Source organism: Ensifer adhaerens, assembly GCF_013283195.1.
In the GTDB taxonomy this organism is placed as follows: domain Bacteria; phylum Pseudomonadota; class Alphaproteobacteria; order Rhizobiales; family Rhizobiaceae; genus Ensifer; species Ensifer adhaerens_G.
This window is the reverse complement of record NZ_JABEKT010000001.1, coordinates 1,901,032-1,924,234: the sequence shown is the minus strand read 5'-3', so window position 1 is coordinate 1,924,234 and position 23,203 is coordinate 1,901,032. Positions and strand designations below refer to the sequence as shown.

Sequence of the window (23,203 nt, the reverse complement as noted above, 5' to 3'; positions counted from 1 at the left end):
TGATAGCCAAAACAGAAAGAGGCCGGGACGTCATGTCCCGGCCTCTTCCGTTTTTCTCCTGGCCTGACGCTTACATCGCGTCGATGGCGCCGATGGAGAAGAACAGCGTTTCGCCGGAAGAATCGTCGACACCGTCATTGTCGGTGACGACATAGCCGTTGCCGGCAGCATCGACGGTAAAGCCTTCGACCTTGTCGACGACGTAACCGTTCAGAGCCTTCAGATCGGGAATGAGGTCACGAACCTCTTCCTTCTTGACGACCGGAAGCTCGCCTCCGAGCGCTGCCGGCTTCAACTCGGCAAGGGCGACACGGTAGAGCTTCTTGAGCTTGGCCGCCTGACCGATCAGGTTGTCGCGTTCGATGATATAGGCGTAGTCGCCGTGCACCGAGATTTCTGAGAGACCGACCCAGCCGCCGTCTGCCTTCTCGAGCGGATAGCGGACTGCACCCCATTCTTCGCTCGATGGCTTGTAGGAGACGAGCTTGACGAAGCCCTTCTGGTCGTCCTTCCATTCGCGCTGGACGGCCATCCAGAGCACCTGATCGTCGCCTTCGCCGACGACCGTCACACCCTCGAAGCCGAAGCGCGTCTCGCCTGCACGCAGAGCTTCGGGAAGAGCGATCTCCTTCTTGATTTCGCCCTTCTTGTTCACCTTCAGCAGTGCATGGCTATAGAGTTTGTCGGCGTTGCCTTCGGAAGCAAGCCAGAAGCCCCCTTCCCCATCATTGGCGACGCCTTCGATGTCGAGCTTCTGTGCCGGCGCGCCGTCGCGGGTGATGCGGAGCGTCTCGGTGATCAGCGCCGGCTTCTGGGTCGCGTCGATGGTGAAGATGGTCGGCTGCGACGCATAGACGGAATCATTGACGGCACGCAGGAAACCCGGCTTGTCGGCAACGGCGGCCAGACCCGAAAGCGCGCCAAACCCGACAGGTAGACCATCCTTGTCGGCCGAGCGGATCTGCGGATAGGCAGCCTCGCCTTCGCCACGTTCGTAGATCATCACATGCGAGCGAGCGCCGCCGTCCTCGCCAAGGTCGACCTCGTTGGCGGTGGCAAGCAGATTGCGCGACGGGATCGCAACGGCGCCTTCCGGCGAGATACCCGACGGCAACAACTGCAGCAGTTCCGGCTCGGCGCCGGTGTCCTTGTAGACGCCGACGACGGATGCGCGTTCAGCAAGCACGAAGAACAGATTGTCGTCGCCGAACTTCGCGGCCTCGAGGCCCTCCGGCTCGACGCCCTTGGCCGACGAGCGCTTCTCCGGGTAATGGCCGATCGAAGCAATCGCGTGTTCGAAGCTGGCGCCGGACTCGAACAGCACCTTGCCGGTCGTATCGAAAATCGTGAAGCCGCGCGAACCGCCCTCGTAGTCGCCCTCGTTGGCAACGACGATGCGGGTGTCGTCGAGCCACTTGACGGCATCGGGCTCGCGCTTGCGGCCGGGCTGCTCGTCCTTGAAGGCGATCGCGCCGTCGCGCTTGGTATCGATGTCCTTGAGGTCGACGCTGCCTGCAGAGAAATGCGTCTTCACCGTCGCCGACTTGGCATCGATGATGACGATGTGGTTGTTCTCCTGCAGTGTCAGCGCGATCTCGTCCTTGCCGTTGAAGGAAACGAATTCCGGCTCCGGATCGTCGCCGGCAACGTCGGCAAGGCCCGTCAGGGTCACGTGCTTGATCGTGGCGCAATCGGCAACACCGTCCTTCAGCGACAAGATCACCAGGTCGCCGGCAGGCATCTGCGGGATCTTGCCGTCATTGACCTCCTCGTCACGCTCATTCTCGATGGCGATCGCGGCAAGCGTGCGGTCCTTGTTGACTGCGACGGAGTCCGGCTGACCGCCGAGATCGCAGGTCGCTTCGATCTTCTTGGAGGCGACGTCGACGGTGGCGAGGAAGCCGGAGGGCTTGATGAAGCTTTCGCGCGTGTTGACGGCCACGAGTGCCTTGGCACCAGCGACGGTCACCGATGTCGGCTCGCCATCGAACGAAACGATGCCGGCCGCCTTCGGCGCCTTGGCGTCTGTGATGTCGATGAGGCCGATGCGCTTGCCGGGGCTATCGGAATAAATCAGCGTGTTGCCGTCTTCGGTGGCCGTGATGATTTCCGCGGAAGTCGTCTCCTTGCGAGCGTCACCTTCCAGATTGTCTGCAACGGCGAAGGACGCAATGCGATTGAACACCGGTTCGGCAGCAGCCGGAAAAGCAACAGACGCAAGAAGCATGGCGGCGAGCGCCGTTCTGCATGATGAAATGGTCATGAAATCCCCCATGTCGAATATCCAAAACAAGGGGGTTCTGCGGGATGGCGATGACAGGCGCATGACAATCCCGCAGCTTTGTTGTGCAGCGTCGCTTTACGCGCTTGCACGCTCGCGTTTCATCTCGTGGCGCATGATGAAGAGCGAGGCGCCGAGGATCAATGCGGCTCCCAGCCAGAGATAGCCGCTCGGCGCATAACCGAAGACGAGCCAGCCGGCGAGAACGTTGAGTGGCAACTTGAGATCATCGAAGGGCTGCACATAGGCGGCATCGGCAACCGTATACGCCAGCGTCAACAGATACTGTGCCACGACGGTCAGGAGCCCCGCCAGCACCAGCAGCGCGAGCATGGTGCCGCTCGGCACGACGAAGCCTGCCGACAGCGCCAGCACGCCGTTGATCGGCGTCAGAAGCACGAGCAGCCAGACGGTTATCGTCTCCGGGCGCTCGATGCCGGTCAGGCTCTTGGTGATCAGCGACGACGCACCCCAGAGCAGCGCCGAGAGAACCGGCAGCAAGGCTGCCCAGGTGAAACTCTCCGACCAGGGCTGCAGAATGATCGCAGCGCCGGCAAAACCAACTGCCGCAGCGCCCCAACGGGACGCGCCGACGCGTTCGCCAAGGAAGAGCCGTGCACCGAGAATGATGAAGAAAGGTGACGTCATCACCAGCGCGATCGCCTGCCAGATCGGGACGGAGGCCAGGCCCGAAACCCAGGCCCCGACCCCCAGGGCTGCGAGGCCTACGCGGACGATGTGACGCCAGGGATAAACGGTGCGCATCGCCGATAGACCGACCCGCAACAGGAAAGGCAGGGAGAAGACGAGCGCGAACGCATATTGCCAGAAGGCGGTCGAGGTGGCGGAAAAGCCGAGTTGCATCGTCATCCATTGCGTGACGACATTCAGCAGAGCAAAGGCAACGCCGGCCAGTATCATCCAGGCGGCCCCGGCCATGGCACGGGAGGTGAAAAATGCTTGAGTAGTCTCGCTCATGTCCTTCATCCGCAAACAGGGACCAACAAAAACCAGGACGCATGAGCGCAGGGTGCGAAGACGGGCAGCCCTGCCCTTCGCATCCACGATCATTCTCTTTCATCCGGACTGTGACCGTCGGCTCCGGAATTGCACCGGATCTGCTATCCTTCCAGCCCACAAAGACTGGAAGTGCTCGCGGGCTTGAGCCGAAGCCCTTACCGCCGGTGGGGACTTTCACCCCGCCCTGAGAACAGGCTGAGCCGTAGACCAAAGCCTGCGCTGCTGCAAGGCCAACTGGAAATGCAGAAGGGTCCGGCGTGAGCCGAACCCTTCAAGACTTGGACTGCCGGCCTCGTATCCGGCCGTCAAGCAAACTTATCAGCCGTTAACGGCATCCTTCAGGCCCTTGCCGGCCGTGAACTTCGGAACGTTACGTGCCGGGATGTCAACTTCAGCGCCCGTGGACGGGTTGCGGCCCTTGGAGGCTTCGCGACGCGAAACGGAGAAGTTGCCGAAACCGACGAGGCGAATGTCGCCACCGTTCTTCAGTTCAGCCTGGATGGTCTCGAAAACTGCATCAACTGCGGAAGATGCGTCGGTCTTGGAAAGTCCGGCCTTCTCAGCAACGGCAGACACGAGCTCATTTTTGTTCATGTTTCCACCCCTTTCAAAATGGTTCGAAACGACTGTGTTTTTAAGCCGCGGCGGCTTGCGCATCGCCCGCGTCTTGCCATTCCCAATTGCGCCTAATCCCTTGGAATGCAAGGCTTGCGGCATGCTTTTACAACAAAAAAGACCGGCCAGGGGCCGGTCTTCCTTGTTTTTCTGCCAAATGAGCCTGAGAGGAGCAAAATTGCACCCGCCAGCCCCGTCGATCAGTGGGCGATGGAAGCGCCCGCTTCGTCCTGCGAATCAACCGCAGCGACGGTTGCCGGCTCATTTGCCGGGTCCCATTCGATCGGCTCCGGGACGCGGATGAGAGCGTGTTCGAGCACTTCGCCCATCCGCGAGACCGGGATGATCTCCAGCACGTTCTTCACGTTATCCGGAATCTCGGCCAGATCCTTGGCATTCTCCTCAGGGATCAGCACCTTCTTGATGCCGCCGCGGACGGCAGCCAGCAGCTTTTCCTTCAGACCGCCGATCGGCAGCACGCGGCCGCGAAGGGTGATTTCACCCGTCATCGCCACATCCTTGGAGATCGGAATACCGGTCATCACGGAGACGATCGCCGTTGCCATGGCAACACCGGCCGACGGGCCATCCTTCGGCGTCGCGCCTTCCGGCAAGTGCACGTGGATGTCGCGCTTGTCGAACAGCGGCGGCTCGATGCCGAAGTCGATCGCGCGCGAACGGACGTAAGACGCCGCCGCAGAAATCGATTCCTTCATCACGTCGCGCAGGTTGCCTGTAACGGTCATGCGGCCCTTGCCGGGCATCATGACGCCTTCGATCGTCAGCAGTTCGCCGCCGACCTCAGTCCAGGCAAGTCCTGTGACCACGCCGACCTGATCGTCGCGCTCGGCTTCACCGTGACGGTACCGCGGCACGCCCAGGTAATCCGGGATGTTTTCAGCGGTGACGGCTACGGACTTGGCCTTGCCCTTGATGATCTCGGTCACAGCCTTGCGGGCGAGCTTCATCAGTTCGCGCTCGAAGTTACGAACGCCCGCTTCACGCGTGTAGGTCTGGATGATCGCCATCAGCGCACCGTCGGTGACCGAAAACTCCTTCGGCTGTAGTGCATGATCGCGGATCGCCTTCGGCAGCAGGTGCCGCTTGGCGATCTCCAGCTTTTCCTCTTCGGTGTAGCCGGCAATGCGGATCACTTCCATGCGGTCCATGAGCGGCGCCGGAATGTTCAGCGTGTTCGCCGTGGTGATGAACATCACGTTGGACAGATCGTATTCGACTTCCAGGTAGTGATCCATGAAGGTCGAGTTCTGTTCCGGATCCAGCACCTCCAAGAGGGCCGACGACGGGTCGCCGCGGAAGTCCTGGCCCATCTTGTCGATCTCGTCGAACAGGAAGAGCGGGTTGGACTTCTTTGCCTTCTTCATCGACTGGACGACCTTGCCGGGCATCGAACCGATGTAGGTGCGGCGGTGACCGCGGATTTCCGCTTCGTCACGAACGCCACCCAGCGCCATGCGCACGTACTCACGGCCGGTCGCCTTGGCGATCGACTTGGCAAGCGAGGTCTTGCCGACGCCCGGAGGGCCGACGAGGCACAGGATCGGGCCCTTGATCTTCGTCGAACGCGCCTGAACGGCCAGATACTCGACGATGCGTTCCTTGACCTTGTCGAGGCCGAAGTGATCGACGTTGAGCACTTCCTCGGCATGGTTCAAGTCGGTCTTGATCTTGGACTTCTTGCCCCACGGCATGCCCAGCAGCCAATCCAGATAGTTGCGCACGACGGTTGCTTCCGCCGACATCGGGCTCATCTGGCGCAGCTTCTTCAGCTCCGCATCAGCCTTTTCGCGCGCTTCTTTCGAGAGCTTGGTCTTGGCGATGCGCTCTTCGATTTCGGCCATCTCGTCGCGGCCGTCTTCGCCGTCGCCGAGTTCCTTCTGGATCGCCTTCATCTGTTCGTTGAGGTAGTACTCGCGCTGGGTCTTCTCCATCTGGCGCTTGACGCGCGAGCGGATACGCTTTTCCACCTGCAGGACGGAGATCTCACCTTCCATGAAGCCCAGCGCCTTTTCGAGGCGCATCTTCACGCTGGTGGTTTCCAGCATTTCCTGTTTTTCGACGATCTTGATCGACAGATGCGAAGCGACCGTGTCGGCAAGCTTCGAATAATCTTCGATCTGGCTCGCGACGCCGACGACCTCAGGAGAGATCTTCTTGTTGAGCTTCACGTAGCTTTCGAATTCGGAGACGACCGAGCGGCTGAGCGCCTCGATCTCAACCGGGTCTTCCTCCGGCTCGTCGAGCGCCTGTGCTGTCGCTTCATAGAATTCTTCACGCGGCGTGTAGTTGTCGATCTTGGCGCGCGTGCGCCCTTCGACCAGCACCTTGACGGTGCCGTCGGGCAGCTTCAGCAGCTGCAGAACATTGGCAATCGTGCCTACCTGGTAGATCGCGGAGGGTTCCGGATCGTCGTCCGTCGCGTTGATCTGGGTGGCAAGCATGATCTGCTTGTCGGTCCCCATGACTTCTTCCAGCGCACGGATGGACTTCTCACGGCCGACGAAAAGCGGCACGATCATGTGCGGGAAGACTACAATGTCGCGAAGCGGCAAGACCGGATAGGTCGCGCTTTCTGTCGCCGGAGACGTTTTGCTCGTCATGTCATTTCCTTTCCGTCCCGATTTCGGGCCCGTTCCCGGGAGCCACAGCGGCACTCCCGGTTGTCATGTTTTCCACATGAAAGTGGAGTGCTAGAGAGTCCTTTTCAAGGCTCGACGCGACATCCACCATCATTGGCCGGGTCCTTCTGACTACGCTTTATTGCTGTTGCGTACCTTGCGACGGAAAACGAGGCTTCAAGGGTGCGCAACGGCCGAGGCCCGTTACTGAATCGTCACATCATTGCGTTGTTAAGACACTTTAGCAACAACCGAATTGTTAAATCTCGCGCCGCAGAAGCCATCTCAACAACTAAGTGTGGGGTCATGAAAAAGCCCGCACGAGGCGGGCTTTTTCAAATCTGATCTGTGCCTCGCGCTTAGGCCGAGACGTTGGTCTTCTCTTCCGAGCGCTCGGAATAGATGTAGAGCGGCCGTGCTGCACCCTTCACCACCTCGTCGGAAATCACGACTTCGCGGACGCCTTCGAGCGTCGGCAGCTCGAACATCGTGTCGAGCAGGATCTTTTCCATGATCGAGCGCAGGCCACGTGCGCCGGTCTTGCGCACGATGGCGCGACGGGCGATCTCGCGCAGCGCGTCCTCGTGGAAGGTCAGCTCGACGTCTTCCATCTCGAACAGCCGCTGGTACTGCTTGATAAGAGCGTTCTTCGGCTCGGACAGGATCTGGATCAGCGCGTCTTCGTCCAGGTCTTCGAGCGTCGCCAGAACCGGCAGACGGCCGATGAATTCCGGGATGAGGCCGAACTTGACCAGGTCTTCCGGCTCCAGTTCGCGCAGAACCTCGCCGACGCGGCGATCTTCGGGTGAACGGACCGTTGCGCCGAAACCGATCGATGTCTTCTCGCCGCGGGCGGAAATGATCTTGTCGAGGCCGGCGAATGCACCGCCGCAGATGAACAGGATGTTGGTCGTATCCACCTGCAGGAATTCCTGCTGCGGATGCTTGCGGCCACCCTGCGGCGGCACGGAGGCGACGGTGCCCTCCATGATCTTCAGCAGCGCCTGCTGCACGCCCTCGCCCGAAACGTCACGGGTGATCGACGGGTTGTCGGACTTGCGCGAGATCTTGTCGACTTCGTCGATGTAGACGATGCCGCGCTGGGCGCGCTCGACGTTGTAGTCGGCAGCCTGAAGCAGCTTCAGGATGATGTTTTCGACGTCTTCACCGACATAGCCGGCTTCCGTCAACGTCGTTGCGTCAGCCATTGTGAAGGGCACGTCAATGATGCGCGCAAGCGTCTGCGCGAGATAGGTCTTGCCGCAACCGGTCGGGCCGACGAGCATGATGTTCGACTTCGCCAACTCCACATCGCTGCCCTTGGCCGCGTGGGCCAGGCGCTTGTAGTGATTGTGCACGGCGACCGACAGGATGCGCTTCGCCTGCTGCTGGCCGATAACGTACTCGTCGAGGACCTTGATGATTTCCTGGGGGGTAGGAACACCATCGCGGGACTTGACCATCGAGGTCTTGTTCTCTTCGCGAATGATGTCCATGCAGAGCTCGACGCATTCATCGCAGATGAAAACCGTCGGTCCGGCAATCAGCTTGCGGACTTCGTGCTGGCTCTTGCCGCAAAACGAACAATAAAGCGTATTCTTCGAGTCACCGCCGTTGCTACCGCTGACCTTGCTCATTTCCATTTCCTTCCAGCACGCCGGATATCCTCGAAAAGATACCACGGACCACTCAATTCGCCCCGCGCAAAGATCTGCGCTGCATTAAGAGGGCTTCCGGGAGTACCCACCGTATCAGGGCATTTTGCCCAAGATTCGGCCGCAACGACTCTCCCACCTAACTCTGAACCCTATGCCTTCACAGCTCAACATAGCATTAAGGGTTCATCTTAGCGGCTTTACCCCCTCGATAAAGCCCTTTCACTATTACAATTGTGTCACAATTGCATCTATCGTGACACAAAAGCGCGCCATCACGCCTGCTCTGCAGCCTCGATCGCTTCGCGCGACGTGATGACCTTGTCGATCAGACCCCAGTCCAGCGCCTCGTCGGAACTCATGAAATGGTCGCGATCGAGCGTCTGTTCAACCTCTTCGTAGGTCCGGCCGCAATGCTTGACGTAAACCTCGTTGAGGCGACGCTTCATCTTGAGGATGTCCTTGGCGTGGCGCTCGATGTCGGAGGCCTGTCCCTGGAAACCGCCGGACGGCTGATGAACCATGATGCGCGAATTCGGGGTTGCGAAACGCATGTCCTTGTGGCCGGCAGCCAGCAGAAGCGAGCCCATCGAGGCGGCCTGGCCGATGCAGAGCGTCGAAACGGCCGGCTTGATGAACTGCATGGTGTCGTAGATCGCCATGCCGGCGGTCACGACGCCGCCCGGAGAATTGATGTAAAGCGCGATTTCCTTTTTCGGGTTTTCCGCTTCAAGGAAAAGAAGCTGGGCGCAGACGAGCGTCGCCATCTGATCTTCGACCGGACCGGTCAGGAAGATGATGCGCTCTTTCAGAAGGCGCGAAAAGATATCGTAGGAACGTTCGCCGCGGTTGGTCTGCTCCACAACCATCGGCACCAGCGCCATGGCGGTATCAACTGGATTTCTCATATCGAACCTTCATCAATCGGGCCCGCAAAACCTTTGCGAGCCGGGAATCACAGGATTGGCCTTCTGCTCCTACATAGAGTGTCAACACCCTTCACTTCAAGTCGCGAACGTCCGATAACCTTAATCGGCGGCGCCCTTCCAGCCTAAGAACAGAACTCCTCCACACGTGATTGCTGATAGAACATTTTTTCGCCAACGCCTTCGCCGGCGCCTTGGCTTTTGCGCTTTGCGCACAGCATTGGCCGCCGCTCGGTAAACGAACGGTAAACCCGTGCACGCTGGCAGCGACGTCAGAGCTGAGATTCGATCGGCAGGATGCGAATGAGCCCAGCGATGAAGCGCCGCAGCAGACTGGCATCCGGCTCGCCCCGTAACAATCGCTCTGTCCCCTTGGACCGGTCGTGCCAGACAAGCCGCGTGCCTTCGAGGCCGAGCCGGTAACTGACGGAAGGCGCCGTCTCCTCCTCAAACATCTTCACGAGTTCACCCGCAAGCGCGGCATCCGTAAAAACCACGCCCATCTCGGTATTCAGCGATGCCGACCGCGGATCGAAGTTCATCGAACCGACGAAGCCGTTGAGACCATCGACGACAAAGGCCTTGCTGTGAAGGCTGGCATTGCGCCGGCCGAACAGGGACATGCGATGGCTTTCGACGGCATCGCCCTGCTCTTTCAGTTCGAAGAGCTCGATGCCGGCGCGAACGAGGCTTCGACGATATTTCACATAGCCGCCGTGAACGGCGGCCACGTCGGTGGCGGCCAGCGAGTTGGTGAGCACGGCCACCCGCGCGCCATTCTTCACCAGAGCCGTCAGTTCGCGTGTCCCGGCGGTGCCGGGAATAAAGTATGGCGAGATGATGCGCAGATCCCTCTTTGCCGCCTGGATTAGGGGGAAGAGTTCGCGCAGCAGCCAGTTCTGCCGCTTCTGCATCAGGGCCTTCTCGGGCGGATCGGCCTTAAGACGGACATCGTCGATCCAATGCAGCGCCTTCGATCCGCTAATGGACGCCTCGCCCCCCATCACATCGGCCACGCGCTCCAGATAGAAACGAGCGGCGGGTGTTCGCGCATGCGCGTCGAGCGCGTCCCTAAGGGCCGGCAGGTATTGTTTGCGCGGGGTGCGCAACTTGCCGATCGGCAACACGGATGTACTGTTCCAATAGCGATCGAACATTGCCGATGCCTGCTCGACCACCGGCCCGATCATCCAGACATCGAGGTCACGAAAGTTCGAAAGCTCTGCCGCATCGAAATAGGCGTCACCAATATTGCGGCCGCCGGCGATCGCCACACGCGCATCGGCAACCCACAGCTTGTTGTGCATCCGGCGCGTGGCGCTGAAGGCGCGGATGGCCATCTCGAAACCGCGGCGGATGCGGTCGGTGCGGGCACGGCTGGGATTGAAGAGCCTCACTTCAATGTTCGCATGGGCATCGAGCGCGATGCACATCCGGTCGTGGATGCCGGCATTGATATCGTCGAGCAGCAAGCGGACGTGGACGCCGCGATCCGCTGCCGCCAGGATTTCCCGTGTGAGCAGGAGACCGGTCAGGTCGTCCTTCCAATAGTAGTACTGCAAATCGAGGCTTCGTCCGGCCCTTCGCGCTGCATGCGCCCTGACGACGAAAGCTTCGATGTTGTCTGAGACGAGCGATATGCCGTTCGTTCCGGCGTGGGTACCAAGCAATGGAAAGATGGCTCGGTCCAGTTCGGTCTCGGCCTCGGCGACGGGAAGCGCTGAAGACGGGTCTCCGTGCGGACGCCGACCGAAGCGGCCGTAGACATAGAGGATCGCTGCGCCGAACGCGCCGCCGATGGCGACAACGGCAACAATGACAAAGGACAACATCACCTGCCCGCCAGAAAGTGTCTCAGACCGATCCGGCCCGGCTCACTTCAATCCGTTCGTTGTTATGGTCTTCCCGCTTGCCGACCTTCAGATCGATGGATGCCTTGACCGGCAAATGATCGGAAGCGACGCGGGCCAGTGGAGAATCATGCACGGCGACCGACGTCACCAGGCTATGGGGATTACCGAGAACGCGATCGAGCGGCAACAGCGGAAAACGGGAAGGAAAGCTCGCGACCGTTGCATGCGACGGGTCGAACACCGGGCTGAGGAAGGACAGTGACGAGCGTTTGCCCATGCGCCACTCGTTGAGATCGCCGATCAGCAAGGTCGGTCGCCCGCCCGCATCGGATGCCGCCTCGATGATCGCCTCGGCCTGCTGGGCGCGGGAGTGCCGCAACAATCCGAGATGGGCCGCGATCACGCGCAAGGGACCCATCTTGAGGTCCAGATCGACCACGAGCGCTCCGCGCGGCTCGACGCCCGGCAGCTTCAATTGCTGAACATCGGAAACCGCACCCTCACGCAGAAGCAGCACGTTGCCGTGCCAGCCATGCCCTTTTGTGGAAAAGCCGGAGATCGGAACAGATACCAGATGCGCCTCGCGTCGCAGGTGCTCGAGGTCGAGCAGCCCGGCACGCTCACCGAAGCGCTGGTCAGCCTCCTGAAGGGCGACGATATCGGCGCCGAGCTCGCTGATGACCTGGGCTGTACGCCCCGGGTCAAAGCGGCCGTCGGTGCCGACGCATTTGTGGATGTTATAGGAAGCGATGACGATATCACCGCGGCTGACCGCCGCCTCACGGCTGACGACAGTGGGTCGCCGCTTGCGGATTGCCGCTACGATGCCCGCCGATAGACTGGTCTGGTTTTTTGCCATGCCGCTCCCTGCTTGCTGCCGCATCATGCGCAAATAGGTCGCCAGACGCCACTGAAAAAGGTTTCAGACGAAAACTTGTTCCGCGCCGAAGGGCGATAACAAGGCTTTTCGAACAGCATGACGTGCACACAATCACTCGAAAACTCAGCCCTTATTGCTGCCCCAAGCTCCAGCCGTAGAACGATATCCGCCTTGTTCTTAAGGCTGGAAGGCGAAGGCGAGCGATTGCCGCACGCCGTCGCGCAAATGCGATCCGTCAATCCACAGGGCCAGAAAACAGGATCAGGTTGCCGTCGGGATCAAGGACGATGAAGTTTCGCGCGCCCCACGGCTCCGTCCGCAAGACGTGATGAAAGCGCACCCCGGCCGCTTGATAGTCGAGGAACAGGCGCTTGATTTCGTGCGACGTGGCAACGGTCAGCGACGCGGAAAGCAGATGCTCGCGCTCCCTGACGTCGCCGACGAAGACGGGCTCGCAGACCAGTCGCAAGGCGAGCAACGCATTGTCGCGCTTCACCTGACCATAAAAGGGCGGGTCGCCATAGACGAAGTCGACGGCAAAGCCGAGCTTGTCCGTGAAGAAGTCGCAAGACGCCTTGATGTCGGCGACAAACAATTGTGCCGAGGTCGATCGCAGAACAGGGCGCGGTGCTTGTTGTTTCGCTTGCGTGGTCACTGTCAGGGCTCCTGATTTGAGCGCCTGCCAGCCGTCAAAACCCATCTGGCGCGCGACAAGTTCCTGGGCGTCGGCGAGCTTGAAGTCCGCCTTCAAAATCTCCCGGTCATCCAGATCGCGAAAGCGCGGCAAAGCAGCCCTGATCTCGGCCGCAACCGGAAAATATCCGTCGCGATGCCATCTCAGATACTGTTTGGCCTGCTTCTTGAGGTTTTCGAGGTTCGGCATGGGCGCAACGAGGGTCTATCTACCGTAGGTGGGCGTTGCCCTTTCGACCTTGCACCGATGCGCCCTACTCAGCGACATAAGATTGACCCGCAGTCAGCCATTTTGTCAACGCAGCGACACCACAAGTCGAAGGCAGACTGCGACGACCGCCTGGCAGCGTCGTTGGTCGCCAATCCGATACAACTTGTGCTCTTGCAGGCGGAACCACGCCACCCTTACAAATGGTCGCCGTCCCCGCCTTGCAAAGAGCCAGCGCCATGCCACCTAAGCCCGCCATCAGCATCGACCGCGCCGAGCGGCGCGTTTCGATCGACGTACACAATCCGGATTTCTATCGTTCGCCATCGTCGGCCTATGCCGAGATCCATGCGCATTGTCCGGCATTTTACTGGAATGAGCGTGAGCAATGGTATTTCGCGGGCTACGACCAGGTGAACGCGTTGCTGCGCGACCGGCGTTTTGGACGGCAGATCCTGCACGTGGCCACACGCGAAGAATTGGGCATACCGTCACCCAAAGCACATTTGAGGGATTTCGACGCACTCGAGGAGCATTCGCTGCTGGAATTGGAACCGCCAGCCCACACCCGACTGCGCACGCTCGTCAACCGCGCCTTCGTCTCCAGGCAGATCGAGCAATTACGGCCGGATATCGAACGGCTGTCGCACTCGACAATCGATGGCTTCGAGCGTGACGGCGAAGTCGAGCTGCTGAAGACCTACGCGGAAACAATCCCGGTCACCATCATCGCCCGCATGCTCGGCATCCCAGTCGAGGCCACACCAAATCTTCTCGACTGGTCGCATCGCATTGTGCGTATGTACGTCTTCAACCCGAGCCACGAAACCGAGCTCGACGCCAACCAGGCATCCGCCGACTTCGCCGACTACCTCAGGACCATCATCGCCGAGAAGCGCCGCGCGCCGGCAGACGACCTCCTGACGCATATGATCACGTCGGAGAAGGACGGCGAGCGACTGTCTGAGGCGGAACTGATCTCCACGGCGGCGCTGCTTCTCAACGCCGGCCACGAGGCGACCGTGCATCAGATCGGCAACGCGGTCAGAACGATCCTGCAGTCGGGCCACGCGCCCAAAGATCTGTTCGCAACCGAGGCGACGACCGCGCCTGCGGTCGAGGAATGCCTGAGATTTGCGGCACCGCTGCATATCTTCCAGCGCTACGCGCTATCGGATCTCAATCTCGACGACAGGATTTCGCTGCGCAAAGGAGACAAGATCGGTTTGTTGCTTGGCGCTGCCAATGTCGATCCCCGAAAATTCAGGGATCCACTCCACTTCAACCCCATGCGCAATGAGGGCGCCAACGTCTCGTTCGGTGCGGGCCTGCATTTTTGCATTGGGGCGCCGCTCGCCCGCCTCGAACTGAACCTGTCGCTGCCGATCCTGTTTCAGCGGTTGCCCGGGATGAGGCTGAAGCATGACCCCGAGGTCCGGGACAGTTTCCATTTTCATGGACTTGAGCGGCTGGACCTCGTCTGGTGACAGTTCGCCCTGCCCCGTTCCTGAAAAACAAACGGCTTCGACAACACCGCCGAAGCCGTTTGAAACCAGACCAGTTTGGGGAGCGACCCCGCTTGAGCGTCAGACCGCCTGTGCTCGTTCGACACCGTAGCGGGTCGCTGGCCTGTCATGCGAAAGATTGGGCGCAAGGACCAGGCGCGCCTTGGTGAAGGCGTCCCAGTCGTCAGCGTCGGGCAGCGATGGAATTGTGATCAGCTCTCCCCGATCGAAACCGGCAAGCGCCGCATCGACGAGATCGGTGACGTCCATCACCATCGACGGATCGAGCCGGTCGATCGAGCCGCCGGCGCGATCGAAGATCTCGGTGCGGGTCAGACCGGGTAGCACCGCCTGAAGCTTGACGCCCTTGCCGGAAGCTTCCGCGTTGATCGACTGCGTCAGGTTCAGCACGAAGGCCTTGCTCGCATTGTATGTGCCGTTGAACCGCTCGGGCACCAGCGCCACGACGGAGGCAATATTGATGATCGCTCCCCTGCCGTGTCCCGCGAACGTCTGGGCGGCGGCAACCGCCAACCGGTTCACGGCAACGACGTTCAGCTCGATCATGGCTTCGAGATAGTCCAGATCGTCGGCGAGCAGCGGCCCCTTCGGCCCGATCCCGGCATTGTTGACGAGGAGTTCGATTGCCGCATCGTCGCGCAGCCGCTTCTCGACCACCCTTACGTCATCCCGTAGCGTCAGGTCCGCCTTCAGCACATCGACCGTCACACCGTATTGCGCCGACAGTTTTGCGGCGAGATCGGAAAGACGCTTTTCGTCGCGGGCCACCAGAACCAGGTCGTGGCCGCGCTGTGCCAGCCGGTCCGCATAGGTCGCGCCGATGCCCGAAGACGCGCCCGTCACCAGCGCCTTACCCTTTTTCTCCACTGCACTCATTGTCGGTTTCCTTGTTCCGATTTCAATTTAGTGGTATATGCCACTAAATATACAGCAAACTGGACGCTGCGCAAGAGTGGCGCTACCAAAGTCGAAAACGGGCGCCACGGCCGCGACGGAGAAAACGATGGACGACACGCCGAAGGTCTGGGACTTCTGCACCAACAGCGCATTGAAACGCGCCTCACGCCAATTGGGTCAGCTCTATGAGGATGTGCTCGCACCAAGCGGATTGCGCGGTACGCAATATTCGCTGCTCAGCCAGATCGCCCACAGCAAAAATGCCTCGCTGCGCACGCTCGCGGATCTCCTGGTGATGGATCTATCGGCGCTTGGTCACACGCTGAAACCGCTGATCCGCGATGGTTACGTGGAGCTTGTGCCCGACGCGTCGGACAGGCGGGTGAAGCGCGTTCAGCTGACGCCGTTCGGCCTGAAGAAGCAGCAGGAGATGACGGTTCTCTGGCGCAAGGCGCAGGCGCGCTTCGAAAATGCCCTCGGCAAACAGGAAGCCGAAGCGCTGCGGCGGGCGCTGAACGGGATCTCGGAAGCGTCGTTTGCCGAAGCCTTCACCCGTGCATCTGATGGCACCGAGTCGGGTGCAAAGGGATAGCGGCCCGATCAGAGGCGAATGACGTAATCCTTGCGGGTGGTTTCTACGACCTCCCACGTCCCCTTGAAACCGGGCCTGAGGATCATGCTGTCGCCGGCGCGCAGATGCACGGCCTCACCGCCGTCCTCGGTTACGACCGAGTAGCCGGACAGGATATGGAAGTATTCCCACTCGTCGTAGACAATCCGCCATTTGCCGGGCGTCGATTCCCAGACGCCAGCATAAAGGCCACCATCGGCCTCTTCGACGTTCCAGGTCCGAAACCGGGGCGTGCCGGCGATCAGGCGGTCCGCGGCGGGCTCTCCGACTTCGGGCTCGACCGTCGCCAGGTCGAATTTTTTCATCTTCACCATCAGGCACCAACTCCATGAGGAGACGGAGCAACCCGTCCCCTCATTTTGATGTCAGTCTCAGATCTTTCCGAGCGACTGCTCGAGATCGGCGATGATGTCGGAAACATCCTCGATACCAACGGACAGACGCACGACGTCGGGGCCTGCTCCTGCCGCAACCTGCTGTTCAGGTGTCAGCTGGCGGTGGGTGGTCGAGGCCGGATGGATGACCAGCGATCGGGTGTCGCCGATATTGGCGAGGTGCGAGAACATCTCGAGCCCCTCGACGAAGCGCTTCCCTGCCTCGTAACCGTCCTTGAGGCCGAAGGTAAAGACGGCGCCGGCACCCTTCGGGGCGTAACGCTTCTGCAGCGCGTTGTTCGGATCGTCTTCAAGCCCGGCATAGTTGACCCAGGACACCTTGTCGTGGCCCTTCAGCCACTTGGCAACAGCCAGTGCGTTATCGCAATGGCGCTGCATGCGCAGCGGCAGCGTCTCGACGCCGGTCAGGATCATGAAGGCGTTGAACGGCGAGATCGCCGGGCCGAAATCGCGAAGACCGAGAACACGCGCGGCAATCGCAAAGGCGAAATTGCCGAACACCTGGTGCAGCACGACGCCGGCATATTCCGGCCGCGGCTCCGACAGCATCGGGTACTTGCCGGACTTCGACCAGTCGAATGTGCCGCCATCGACAATGACGCCGCCCATCGAATTGCCGTGGCCGCCGATGAACTTCGTCAGCGAATGCACGACGATATCGGCACCGTGCTCCAGCGGGCGCAGGAGGTAAGGTGTCGCCATGGTGTTGTCGACGATCAGCGGCAGGCCATGCTTGTGGGCGACCTCGGCGATCGCGGCGATGTCGACGAAGGTGCCGCCCGGATTGGCGAGGCTCTCGATGAAGATCGCCTTGGTGCGCGCGTCGATCTTGGCTTCAAAGCTCGAGGGGTCGCTCGGATCCGCCCAGCGCACCTGCCAATCGAAGGATTTGAAGGCGTGGCCGAACTGGTTGACCGAACCACCGTAAAGTCGGTTTGCGGCGACGAAATTGTCGCCGGGGCTCATGATCGTGTGGAAGACGAGAAGCTGGGCCGCATGACCGGAGGCGACAGCCAGTGCCGCGGTGCCGCCTTCAAGCGCTGCGAGGCGCTCTTCCAGAACCGCCTGCGTCGGGTTCATGATGCGGGTATAGATATTGCCGAACTGTTGCAGGCCAAAGAGTGCCGCCGCATGGTCGGTGTCGTTGAAGACGAAACTGGTCGTCTGGTAGATCGGCGTCGCCCGGGCGCCCGTCGTCGGATCTGGTTGCGCTCCGGCGTGGATTGCGAGCGTGCTGAAACCAGGATTGTCTTTCGTCATTCATCCCTCCCATGACCAGGGCGCCGCACCTCCCGTGGAGGTGCCAAAGGTACCCTATCGCTTTGATTCCAGGCACAGTGCGCGTCGAAGATCCGCTCGGACTTTCGGCTCGGTGCTCTGGAGCGGCGGCACTATCCCAGAGCTGCCACGCATGGTCAAAGAAAGATTTTTTCAAAACTGACGGTTGAGCGAAACATCGCTGCCGCCGATACCGCGTCAACCGATCAGGCGCGGGTATTCCATTGCCGGACAGCGATCCATGACCACCTTGATGCCGGCGGCCTCCGCCTTGGTGGCGGCAGCGTCATGCCTCACCGACAGCTGCCCCCAGATCGCCTTCGGCAAGATATCGAGAGCCAGGATTTCGTCGACGAGCGCCGGCAGGGCATCGGCGGCGCGGAAGACATCGACCATGTCGATCGGCTGCTTGATGTCGGCGAGCCTTCCAATCACAGGCTGATCAAGAATTGTCTTGCCGACATGGCCGGGATTGATCGGGATGACGCGATAGCCCTTGCGCAGAAGGAACGCCATGACGCGGTGGCTCGGCCGCTCGGCGTTCGGTGACGCGCCGACGAGGGCGATCGTCTTGGCCGAGCGCAGGATATCGGCAAGGTAATAATCCGGGTAGGCGTCGTGGTTCATGGTCTGATCCGAACTCATCTGTTAACGCGTGCATCGTTTGCACGGTGGTGGCGCCTGTCAATCGAACGCCTGATGGCAGCGGCGACGCTGCGCGAGCCGCACTCCTGCCAGTTTCCGGTTGCTTTTCCCGTACAGTGGCGCGACAAGGCTGGCAACGGCCTACACCATCGTCCGAGGTTTCATCTTGCCCCTTGATGTCATTGCACTCGTCCTTTTCGGGGCGCTGTTGCACGCGACCTGGAATGCCCTGGTCAAGGCGGGCTCGGAAAAATCGCTCGATGCGGCCATGATCGCGCTCGGCGCGGCCGCCGTCGCGATCCCCTTCCTGCCGTTCCTGCCTCTGCCGCAGCCAGAAGCATGGCCGTACATCCTGGTGTCGGCGCTCTTCCAGTTTGCCTATTTCCAGCTGGTTGCAGCTTCCTACCGTGCCGGCGATATCGGCCTCGTCTATCCATTGATGCGCGGCGTCGCTCCGCTGATCGTCGCCTCCACCAGCAGTCTCATCATCGGTGAGCGACTGACGACCGGCGCCATGGCGGGCGTGCTGACGATCAGCGTCGGCGTTCTGACGCTCGCGTTCGAAGCGCGAAAGGGCGGCAAACACGCGATAATATTGGCATTGCTCAATGCCTGCGTGATCGCTTGTTACACCTTTGTCGACGGCATCGGCGCCCGCGTTTCGGGCAATGCCATCTCGTACACGCTGTGGATGGCGCTGCTTCCGCCAGTCCTTCTGTTTACCTGGGCCTTTGCCCGACGCGGCATCAAACCGGTCGCCCGCCACGTCTACAAGAACTGGTGGCGCGGCCTCATCGGCGGCGCCGGCTCCATTGGTGCCTACGGTCTGGCACTGTGGGCGATGACGAAGGCGCCGGTCGCTTCCGTCGCTGCTCTGCGCGAAACCTCGATCCTGTTCGCGGTCGTCATCTCGGTGGTGTTTCTGAAGGAACGCGTCAGCGTCTGGCGCATTGCAGCTGCCTGCGTGATCGCGCTCGGCGCGCTCCTGCTGAAACTGGCCTGAGCGCTATTCCCGATCCCATTCCGGCATACGCTTGCCGAGGAAAGCGCCGATGCCGTTTTCGGCGTCGCCGGCCAGCATGTTTTCGACCATGACGCCAACCGCATAATCGTAGGCCTCGGGAAGGCTCATTTCCGCCTGGCGATAAAATGCTTCCTTGCCGATCTTCAATGCCTGCGGCGATTTCGAGGCGATGACGGCCGCGTACTTGTCGACGACCTGGCGAAGATACTGTTGCGGCACGATGCGATTGACGAGGCCGAAATCCTTGGCGGTCGATGCGTCGATCGTCTCGCCGGTCAAAAGCATCTCCATCGCCTGCTTGCGGTGCGATGCACGCGACAGCGCCACCATCGGCGTCGAGCAGAACAGGCCGATATTGACGCCCGGCGTGCAGAAGGTGGAGCTGTCGGTGCAGATCGCCAGATCGCAGCTGGCAACCAGTTGGCAGCCCGCCGCCGTCGCGAGACCGTCGATCTCGGCGAGGACCGCCTGGGGCAACCGTGTGATCTTCATCATCAGGTCTGCTGCCAGGCGGATCGTCGTTTCGAAGAATGCCCTGCCCCCGTCGGCATCGGCCCTGTGCGCGGTCATTTCCTTGAGGTCATGGCCCGCCGAAAACAGCTTGCCGGACGCCGAGAGCACGACGACGCGGATGGCCTTGGAATGGGCAACGGCGTCGAGCGCCGTGTGCAGGGCTTCCATAAGCTCGATCGAAAGCACGTTGGCGGGCGGATTGTTGAGCGTCAGCCGGAGCACCGGCCCCGAGACCTCACGCTGCAGCAATCCGCTTGGCTCTTCCTTCCGAAATGAAACAACGTCCGCCATGCTCTTCTCCTGCTGTCATGTCTCATTCAATCGATCGGTACGTGGTACGCCGCCGCCTGCGTGCTTTCAAGTCAGCGATCACCACCGCGCCTAAGACCTTTTTCCGCCTTGCGCAAAAGAGCATACCGGCTTCACTTGGCGCGAAAGCTTGCACAAAGGAAACCTGCCGATGACGATCCAGCCCATCATGACAGTCGAGGAGCTGAACCGGTTTCTCGATACGGACTTCCCGCAGGTCCATACGGACGGCAAGGTCTTCCATGTCACTGACACCGGCCCCGGATTTGCGACGATGCGGCTCGATCCGAACGAACGTCATATCCGGCCGGGCGGCACCGTGTCGGGCCCGACGCTTTTCGCGCTGGCGGACGTTTCCGCCTATATCGCCCTGATCGCCCATATCGGGCCGGTGGCGCTGGCCGTCACCACCAGTCTCAACATCAATTTTCTGCGCAAGCCGGATCCGCGGCCACTCGAATGCACCTGCCGCATCCTCAAGCTCGGCAAGAGATTGGCCGTTCTCGATGCGTCGATCGCCATGGTCGGCAGCGACGATCTCGTGGCCCATGCGACGGCGACCTATTCGATTCCGCCGCGTTAATTTGAGGTATTAAAATACCACAAGGATAACACATTGTTTTTGCTTCACTTTATTTCACAGCAGCGAAATCGCTGTTGTTGACGCCCATTTCCCGCTTGCGTATAAGCTCCCTCAGATCGCGGTCCCCTTCGGGCCGCTTTCTTCTTTTGGCTGAAATTCAGCCAAAACCAAGCAACAAGAAACGCCCAGCGGTTCGCCGCTCGGGTCCAGAGAAAGAGTTTTGTTATGGGAACCTTCGTTCAGAAGCCTGCAGAGGTGGAGAAGAAGTGGATCATCATCGACGCCGAAGGCCTCGTTGTCGGTCGCCTCGCTTCCATCATCGCGAACCGCCTGCGCGGCAAGCACAAAGCCACCTTCACGCCGCATGTTGACGATGGCGACAACGTCATCGTGATCAACGCCGAGAAGGCCGTGCTCACGGGCAAGAAGTACACCGACAAGAAGTACTACTGGCACACCGGCTACCCCGGCGGCATCAAGGAGCGCACTGCGCGCCAGATCATCGAAGGCCGCTTCCCGGAGCGCGTCCTCGAGAAGGCCGTCGAGCGCATGGTTCCGCGCGGCCCGCTCGGCCGTCGCCAGATGAAGAACCTGCGCGTATACGCAGGCTCGAACCACCCGCATGAAGCACAGCAGCCGGCCGTCCTCGACGTCGCCAAGCTGAACAGCAAGAACACAAGGAGCGCCTAATGGCCGACCTTTCCGCTCTCAAGGAAATCGCCACGACTGCGGAACCGGCAGCTCCGGTTCACGTCAAGAAGGTCGACGCTCAGGGCCGCTCCTATGCGACCGGCAAGCGTAAGAACGCTGTTGCCCGCGTATGGGTCAAGCCCGGCTCGGGCAAGATCACCATCAACGGCAAGCCGTACCTCGACTACTTCGCTCGTCCGGTTCTGCAGATGATCCTGCAGCAGCCGATCGTCGCAGCTGCCCGTGACGGCCAGTTCGACATCGACGCGACGGTCGCCGGTGGCGGTCTCTCCGGCCAGGCCGGTGCCGTTCGTCACGGCATCTCCAAGGCGCTCACCTACTTCGAACCGGGCCTGCGCTCGGTCCTGAAGAAGGGCGGCTTCCTGACCCGCGACAGCCGTGTCGTTGAACGTAAGAAGTACGGCAAGGCCAAGGCCCGTCGTTCGTTCCAGTTCTCCAAGCGTTAATCGCTGGAAGACACTGCATCTTGGAAGGCCGGGTTCGCTCGGCCTTTTTTCGTTTCAGATCGGCAATTCCGTCGTCGATTTCAGTTCGCGCAGCACGAAGCTCGACACCACCGTGCGCACATGCGGATTGCGCATCAGGTAGCGCGTCATGAAGGCGTCGTAGCTGTCGACGTCGTTTGCCCGGATCTTCAGCATGTAGTCGAAGGTGCCCGACAGCGCGTAGCACTCCATGATCTCCGGCCGGTCGCGCACGACCGCCGAGAAGGCGGCAATCGCCTCGTCATGATGGTCCTCCAGCGTCACATGCGCGATGATGCAGAGCTTCAGGTCCAGCTTGCCCGGATCGAGCAGCGCCACCCGCTTGCGGATCACCCCGTCGGCCTCAAGCTCCTGAAGCCGCCGCCAGGTCGAGCTTTGCGACATGCCCGCCCGTTCCGCGAGTTCCGATAGGGACTGGCCGCTATCGGCCTGAATCAGCCGCAGCAGCTTACGCAATGGTTGGGAAGTTTCCTTCAAATCCGATGACATTCCGAAATTTCCTCCCGCAACAGCGTCCTCCACCGGCAACTGTGAAACAAATACTCGCTCCATTCGCGATACAATTGCAACAACTTGGTGTTTTGGCGAAGAGGAGACGTCATGCCGAAAGAAAGCAGCTACACCGCGAAACTGCCCGAGCCGGACGGCAGCTATCATTACACGCCCGAAGAGGACGCGATTTGGGGCGAGCTTTACCAGCGGCAGATGAAGCTGCTCGCCGACAAGGCCTGCGACGAATATCTGGAGGGTGCACGCAAGCTCGGTCTTGGCCCGGACCGCGTACCGCAGTTGCAGGAGGTCAACCGCCGCCTGCAGGAAACCACCGGCTTCGGCGTCGAAGGCGTACCGGCGCTGATCCCGCCCTCGCGGTTCTACGAGCTTCTGTCAGAGGGCAAGTTTCCGCTCGCGACCTTCATCCGCCGGCGCGAACATATCGACTACATCGAAGAGCCCGATATCTTCCACGAAGTGTTCGGCCACTGCCCGCTCCTGACCAACCAGAGCTACGCCCATTTCGTCCGCCGCTTCGGCGAAAAGGCCGTAGCCCTCGGCAAGGGCTATTCCTGGCACATGTTCCGGATCTTCTGGTTCACCGTGGAGTTCGGCCTGATCAACACGCCGCAAGGACGGCGCTGCTTCGGTGCCGGCATCGTGTCGTCGCCGAACGAGACCCGGACGGCTATGGAACCTTCGGCCAGCGAATTCCGCCCCTTCGACCTGATGACCGTGCTGCGCACGCCGTACCGCATCGATATCGTCCAGCCGATCTATTATGTCATCGACAGCTTCGCACAGCTTGAGGCGATCATCGAGGAGGACATTGGCGCGCGGATCAACGAGGCCAAGGCGCTTGGCGACTTCGCGCCGACCTACGAAGCCAAGGCGTCCTGACAGCATTACAGCGCCACGCGTCAAACATGACGCGCAGATGGAGC

22 protein-coding genes and 1 riboswitch are annotated in these 23,203 nt (G+C 60.8%); of the genes, 7 read left to right on the top strand and 15 right to left on the bottom strand.

Annotated elements, in window-relative coordinates:
• Window positions 1–70: 70 nt before the first annotated feature.
• The 9 genes from LPJGGPFB_RS09080 to LPJGGPFB_RS09040 all read right to left on the bottom strand — a co-directional run bounded on the left by LPJGGPFB_RS09080 (window position 71) and on the right by LPJGGPFB_RS09040 (window position 12,752).
• Window positions 71–2,275 (bottom strand): esterase-like activity of phytase family protein, encoded by a 2,205-nt coding sequence (locus tag LPJGGPFB_RS09080; protein ID WP_173419668.1) that lies wholly within the window; start codon window positions 2,273–2,275, stop codon window positions 71–73.
• Between the two features lie 84 nt (window positions 2,276–2,359).
• Window positions 2,360–3,268: a DMT family transporter gene (locus tag LPJGGPFB_RS09075; RefSeq protein ID WP_427858224.1), complete on the bottom strand. Its 909-nt coding sequence runs from the start codon at window positions 3,266–3,268 to the stop codon at window positions 2,360–2,362.
• Between the two features lie 78 nt (window positions 3,269–3,346).
• Window positions 3,347–3,497, bottom strand: a riboswitch (FMN riboswitch).
• A 122-nt stretch (window positions 3,498–3,619) separates the two neighbouring features.
• Complete coding sequence (gene hupB / locus LPJGGPFB_RS09070; RefSeq protein ID WP_034803616.1) at window positions 3,620–3,895, bottom strand: DNA-binding protein HupB; 276 nt, start codon at window positions 3,893–3,895, stop codon at window positions 3,620–3,622.
• Between the two features lie 221 nt (window positions 3,896–4,116).
• The gene (lon, locus tag LPJGGPFB_RS09065; protein WP_173419666.1) at window positions 4,117–6,537 is read right to left on the bottom strand and encodes an endopeptidase La; all 2,421 of its coding nucleotides are present in this window, start codon (window positions 6,535–6,537) and stop codon (window positions 4,117–4,119) included.
• A gap of 377 nt (window positions 6,538–6,914) precedes the next feature.
• A complete protein-coding gene (gene clpX / locus LPJGGPFB_RS09060; RefSeq protein WP_053247031.1) occupies window positions 6,915–8,192 on the bottom strand; it encodes an ATP-dependent Clp protease ATP-binding subunit ClpX in 1,278 nt (425 codons plus the stop codon).
• A 293-nt stretch (window positions 8,193–8,485) separates the two neighbouring features.
• Window positions 8,486–9,118 (bottom strand): ATP-dependent Clp endopeptidase proteolytic subunit ClpP, encoded by a 633-nt coding sequence (gene clpP, locus LPJGGPFB_RS09055; RefSeq protein WP_025426569.1) that lies wholly within the window; start codon window positions 9,116–9,118, stop codon window positions 8,486–8,488.
• Between the two features lie 290 nt (window positions 9,119–9,408).
• On the bottom strand, window positions 9,409–10,968 hold the full coding sequence (locus LPJGGPFB_RS09050) for a phospholipase D family protein (protein WP_173419665.1): 1,560 nt from the start codon (window positions 10,966–10,968) through the stop codon (window positions 9,409–9,411).
• Window positions 10,969–10,990: 22 nt separating this feature from the next.
• On the bottom strand, window positions 10,991–11,848 hold the full coding sequence (locus LPJGGPFB_RS09045) for an endonuclease/exonuclease/phosphatase family protein (RefSeq protein ID WP_115421323.1): 858 nt from the start codon (window positions 11,846–11,848) through the stop codon (window positions 10,991–10,993).
• Window positions 11,849–12,104: 256 nt separating this feature from the next.
• Window positions 12,105–12,752 (bottom strand): VOC family protein, encoded by a 648-nt coding sequence (locus LPJGGPFB_RS09040; protein WP_173419664.1) that lies wholly within the window; start codon window positions 12,750–12,752, stop codon window positions 12,105–12,107.
• Between the two features lie 257 nt (window positions 12,753–13,009).
• Between LPJGGPFB_RS09040 and LPJGGPFB_RS09035 the strand changes: the two genes are divergently transcribed.
• Window positions 13,010–14,257 (top strand): cytochrome P450, encoded by a 1,248-nt coding sequence (locus LPJGGPFB_RS09035; RefSeq protein ID WP_173419663.1) that lies wholly within the window; start codon window positions 13,010–13,012, stop codon window positions 14,255–14,257.
• Between the two features lie 99 nt (window positions 14,258–14,356).
• On the opposite strand, the gene LPJGGPFB_RS09030 is transcribed toward LPJGGPFB_RS09035, so the two are convergent.
• A complete protein-coding gene (locus tag LPJGGPFB_RS09030; protein WP_173419662.1) occupies window positions 14,357–15,172 on the bottom strand; it encodes an SDR family NAD(P)-dependent oxidoreductase in 816 nt (271 codons plus the stop codon).
• A 127-nt stretch (window positions 15,173–15,299) separates the two neighbouring features.
• On the opposite strand from LPJGGPFB_RS09030, the gene LPJGGPFB_RS09025 reads away from it, so the two are divergent.
• The gene (locus tag LPJGGPFB_RS09025; protein ID WP_173419661.1) at window positions 15,300–15,785 is read left to right on the top strand and encodes a MarR family winged helix-turn-helix transcriptional regulator; all 486 of its coding nucleotides are present in this window, start codon (window positions 15,300–15,302) and stop codon (window positions 15,783–15,785) included.
• Between the two features lie 8 nt (window positions 15,786–15,793).
• On the opposite strand, the gene LPJGGPFB_RS09020 is transcribed toward LPJGGPFB_RS09025, so the two are convergent.
• From LPJGGPFB_RS09020 to LPJGGPFB_RS09010, 3 genes are all read right to left on the bottom strand, one after another.
• Window positions 15,794–16,138 (bottom strand): cupin domain-containing protein, encoded by a 345-nt coding sequence (locus LPJGGPFB_RS09020; RefSeq protein ID WP_173419660.1) that lies wholly within the window; start codon window positions 16,136–16,138, stop codon window positions 15,794–15,796.
• 57 nt (window positions 16,139–16,195) lie between these two features.
• On the bottom strand, window positions 16,196–17,479 hold the full coding sequence (locus LPJGGPFB_RS09015; RefSeq protein ID WP_173419659.1) for an O-acetylhomoserine aminocarboxypropyltransferase: 1,284 nt from the start codon (window positions 17,477–17,479) through the stop codon (window positions 16,196–16,198).
• Window positions 17,480–17,695: 216 nt separating this feature from the next.
• A complete protein-coding gene (locus LPJGGPFB_RS09010; RefSeq protein ID WP_173419658.1) occupies window positions 17,696–18,124 on the bottom strand; it encodes a CoA-binding protein in 429 nt (142 codons plus the stop codon).
• Between the two features lie 184 nt (window positions 18,125–18,308).
• Between LPJGGPFB_RS09010 and LPJGGPFB_RS09005 the strand changes: the two genes are divergently transcribed.
• Entirely contained in the window at window positions 18,309–19,145 is an 837-nt protein-coding gene (locus LPJGGPFB_RS09005; protein WP_173419657.1) for a DMT family transporter, read from the top strand.
• Between the two features lie 3 nt (window positions 19,146–19,148).
• On the opposite strand, the gene LPJGGPFB_RS09000 is transcribed toward LPJGGPFB_RS09005, so the two are convergent.
• Window positions 19,149–19,970 (bottom strand): enoyl-CoA hydratase, encoded by an 822-nt coding sequence (locus tag LPJGGPFB_RS09000; protein ID WP_173419656.1) that lies wholly within the window; start codon window positions 19,968–19,970, stop codon window positions 19,149–19,151.
• Between the two features lie 169 nt (window positions 19,971–20,139).
• Here LPJGGPFB_RS09000 and LPJGGPFB_RS08995 point away from each other — a divergent pair, with 169 nt between their 5' ends.
• The 3 genes from LPJGGPFB_RS08995 to rpsI all read left to right on the top strand — a co-directional run bounded on the left by LPJGGPFB_RS08995 (window position 20,140) and on the right by rpsI (window position 21,728).
• Window positions 20,140–20,571, top strand: a complete 432-nt coding sequence (locus LPJGGPFB_RS08995) for a PaaI family thioesterase (protein ID WP_173419655.1) — start codon at window positions 20,140–20,142, stop codon at window positions 20,569–20,571.
• 225 nt (window positions 20,572–20,796) lie between these two features.
• Window positions 20,797–21,261, top strand: a complete 465-nt coding sequence (gene rplM / locus LPJGGPFB_RS08990) for a 50S ribosomal protein L13 (protein WP_112809941.1) — start codon at window positions 20,797–20,799, stop codon at window positions 21,259–21,261.
• Complete coding sequence (gene rpsI / locus LPJGGPFB_RS08985; RefSeq protein WP_112809942.1) at window positions 21,261–21,728, top strand: 30S ribosomal protein S9; 468 nt, start codon at window positions 21,261–21,263, stop codon at window positions 21,726–21,728. The genes rplM and rpsI overlap by 1 nt, the downstream gene beginning before the upstream one ends.
• 54 nt (window positions 21,729–21,782) lie before the next feature.
• Here rpsI and LPJGGPFB_RS08980 read toward each other — a convergent pair whose 3' ends face one another.
• Complete coding sequence (locus LPJGGPFB_RS08980; RefSeq protein WP_173419654.1) at window positions 21,783–22,256, bottom strand: Lrp/AsnC family transcriptional regulator; 474 nt, start codon at window positions 22,254–22,256, stop codon at window positions 21,783–21,785.
• Between the two features lie 111 nt (window positions 22,257–22,367).
• On the opposite strand from LPJGGPFB_RS08980, the gene LPJGGPFB_RS08975 reads away from it, so the two are divergent.
• A complete protein-coding gene (locus LPJGGPFB_RS08975; RefSeq protein WP_173419653.1) occupies window positions 22,368–23,159 on the top strand; it encodes a phenylalanine 4-monooxygenase in 792 nt (263 codons plus the stop codon).
• Window positions 23,160–23,203: the final 44 nt, after the last annotated feature.

What these genes read in the sequence shown, in the direction of transcription:
- LPJGGPFB_RS08980 (WP_173419654.1), bottom strand. Translation starts at nt 22,256, where the DNA reads ATGTCATCGGATTTGAAGGAAACTTCCCAACCATTGCGTAAGCTGCTG.
- LPJGGPFB_RS08975 (WP_173419653.1), top strand. Translation starts at nt 22,368, where the DNA reads ATGCCGAAAGAAAGCAGCTACACCGCGAAACTGCCCGAGCCGGACGGC.
- rplM (WP_112809941.1), top strand. Translation starts at nt 20,797, where the DNA reads ATGGGAACCTTCGTTCAGAAGCCTGCAGAGGTGGAGAAGAAGTGGATC.
- clpX (WP_053247031.1), bottom strand. Translation starts at nt 8,192, where the DNA reads ATGAGCAAGGTCAGCGGTAGCAACGGCGGTGACTCGAAGAATACGCTT.
- hupB (WP_034803616.1), bottom strand. Translation starts at nt 3,895, where the DNA reads ATGAACAAAAATGAGCTCGTGTCTGCCGTTGCTGAGAAGGCCGGACTT.
- LPJGGPFB_RS09030 (WP_173419662.1), bottom strand. Translation starts at nt 15,172, where the DNA reads ATGAGTGCAGTGGAGAAAAAGGGTAAGGCGCTGGTGACGGGCGCGTCT.
- LPJGGPFB_RS09045 (WP_115421323.1), bottom strand. Translation starts at nt 11,848, where the DNA reads ATGGCAAAAAACCAGACCAGTCTATCGGCGGGCATCGTAGCGGCAATC.
- LPJGGPFB_RS09080 (WP_173419668.1), bottom strand. Translation starts at nt 2,275, where the DNA reads ATGGGGGATTTCATGACCATTTCATCATGCAGAACGGCGCTCGCCGCC.
- clpP (WP_025426569.1), bottom strand. Translation starts at nt 9,118, where the DNA reads ATGAGAAATCCAGTTGATACCGCCATGGCGCTGGTGCCGATGGTTGTG.
- LPJGGPFB_RS09035 (WP_173419663.1), top strand. Translation starts at nt 13,010, where the DNA reads ATGCCACCTAAGCCCGCCATCAGCATCGACCGCGCCGAGCGGCGCGTT.
- LPJGGPFB_RS09020 (WP_173419660.1), bottom strand. Translation starts at nt 16,138, where the DNA reads ATGGTGAAGATGAAAAAATTCGACCTGGCGACGGTCGAGCCCGAAGTC.
- LPJGGPFB_RS09025 (WP_173419661.1), top strand. Translation starts at nt 15,300, where the DNA reads ATGGACGACACGCCGAAGGTCTGGGACTTCTGCACCAACAGCGCATTG.
- lon (WP_173419666.1), bottom strand. Translation starts at nt 6,537, where the DNA reads ATGACGAGCAAAACGTCTCCGGCGACAGAAAGCGCGACCTATCCGGTC.
- rpsI (WP_112809942.1), top strand. Translation starts at nt 21,261, where the DNA reads ATGGCCGACCTTTCCGCTCTCAAGGAAATCGCCACGACTGCGGAACCG.
- LPJGGPFB_RS09075 (WP_427858224.1), bottom strand. Translation starts at nt 3,268, where the DNA reads ATGAAGGACATGAGCGAGACTACTCAAGCATTTTTCACCTCCCGTGCC.
- LPJGGPFB_RS09040 (WP_173419664.1), bottom strand. Translation starts at nt 12,752, where the DNA reads ATGCCGAACCTCGAAAACCTCAAGAAGCAGGCCAAACAGTATCTGAGA.
- LPJGGPFB_RS09000 (WP_173419656.1), bottom strand. Translation starts at nt 19,970, where the DNA reads ATGGCGGACGTTGTTTCATTTCGGAAGGAAGAGCCAAGCGGATTGCTG.
- LPJGGPFB_RS08995 (WP_173419655.1), top strand. Translation starts at nt 20,140, where the DNA reads ATGACGATCCAGCCCATCATGACAGTCGAGGAGCTGAACCGGTTTCTC.
- LPJGGPFB_RS09015 (WP_173419659.1), bottom strand. Translation starts at nt 17,479, where the DNA reads ATGACGAAAGACAATCCTGGTTTCAGCACGCTCGCAATCCACGCCGGA.
- LPJGGPFB_RS09050 (WP_173419665.1), bottom strand. Translation starts at nt 10,968, where the DNA reads ATGTTGTCCTTTGTCATTGTTGCCGTTGTCGCCATCGGCGGCGCGTTC.
- LPJGGPFB_RS09010 (WP_173419658.1), bottom strand. Translation starts at nt 18,124, where the DNA reads ATGAACCACGACGCCTACCCGGATTATTACCTTGCCGATATCCTGCGC.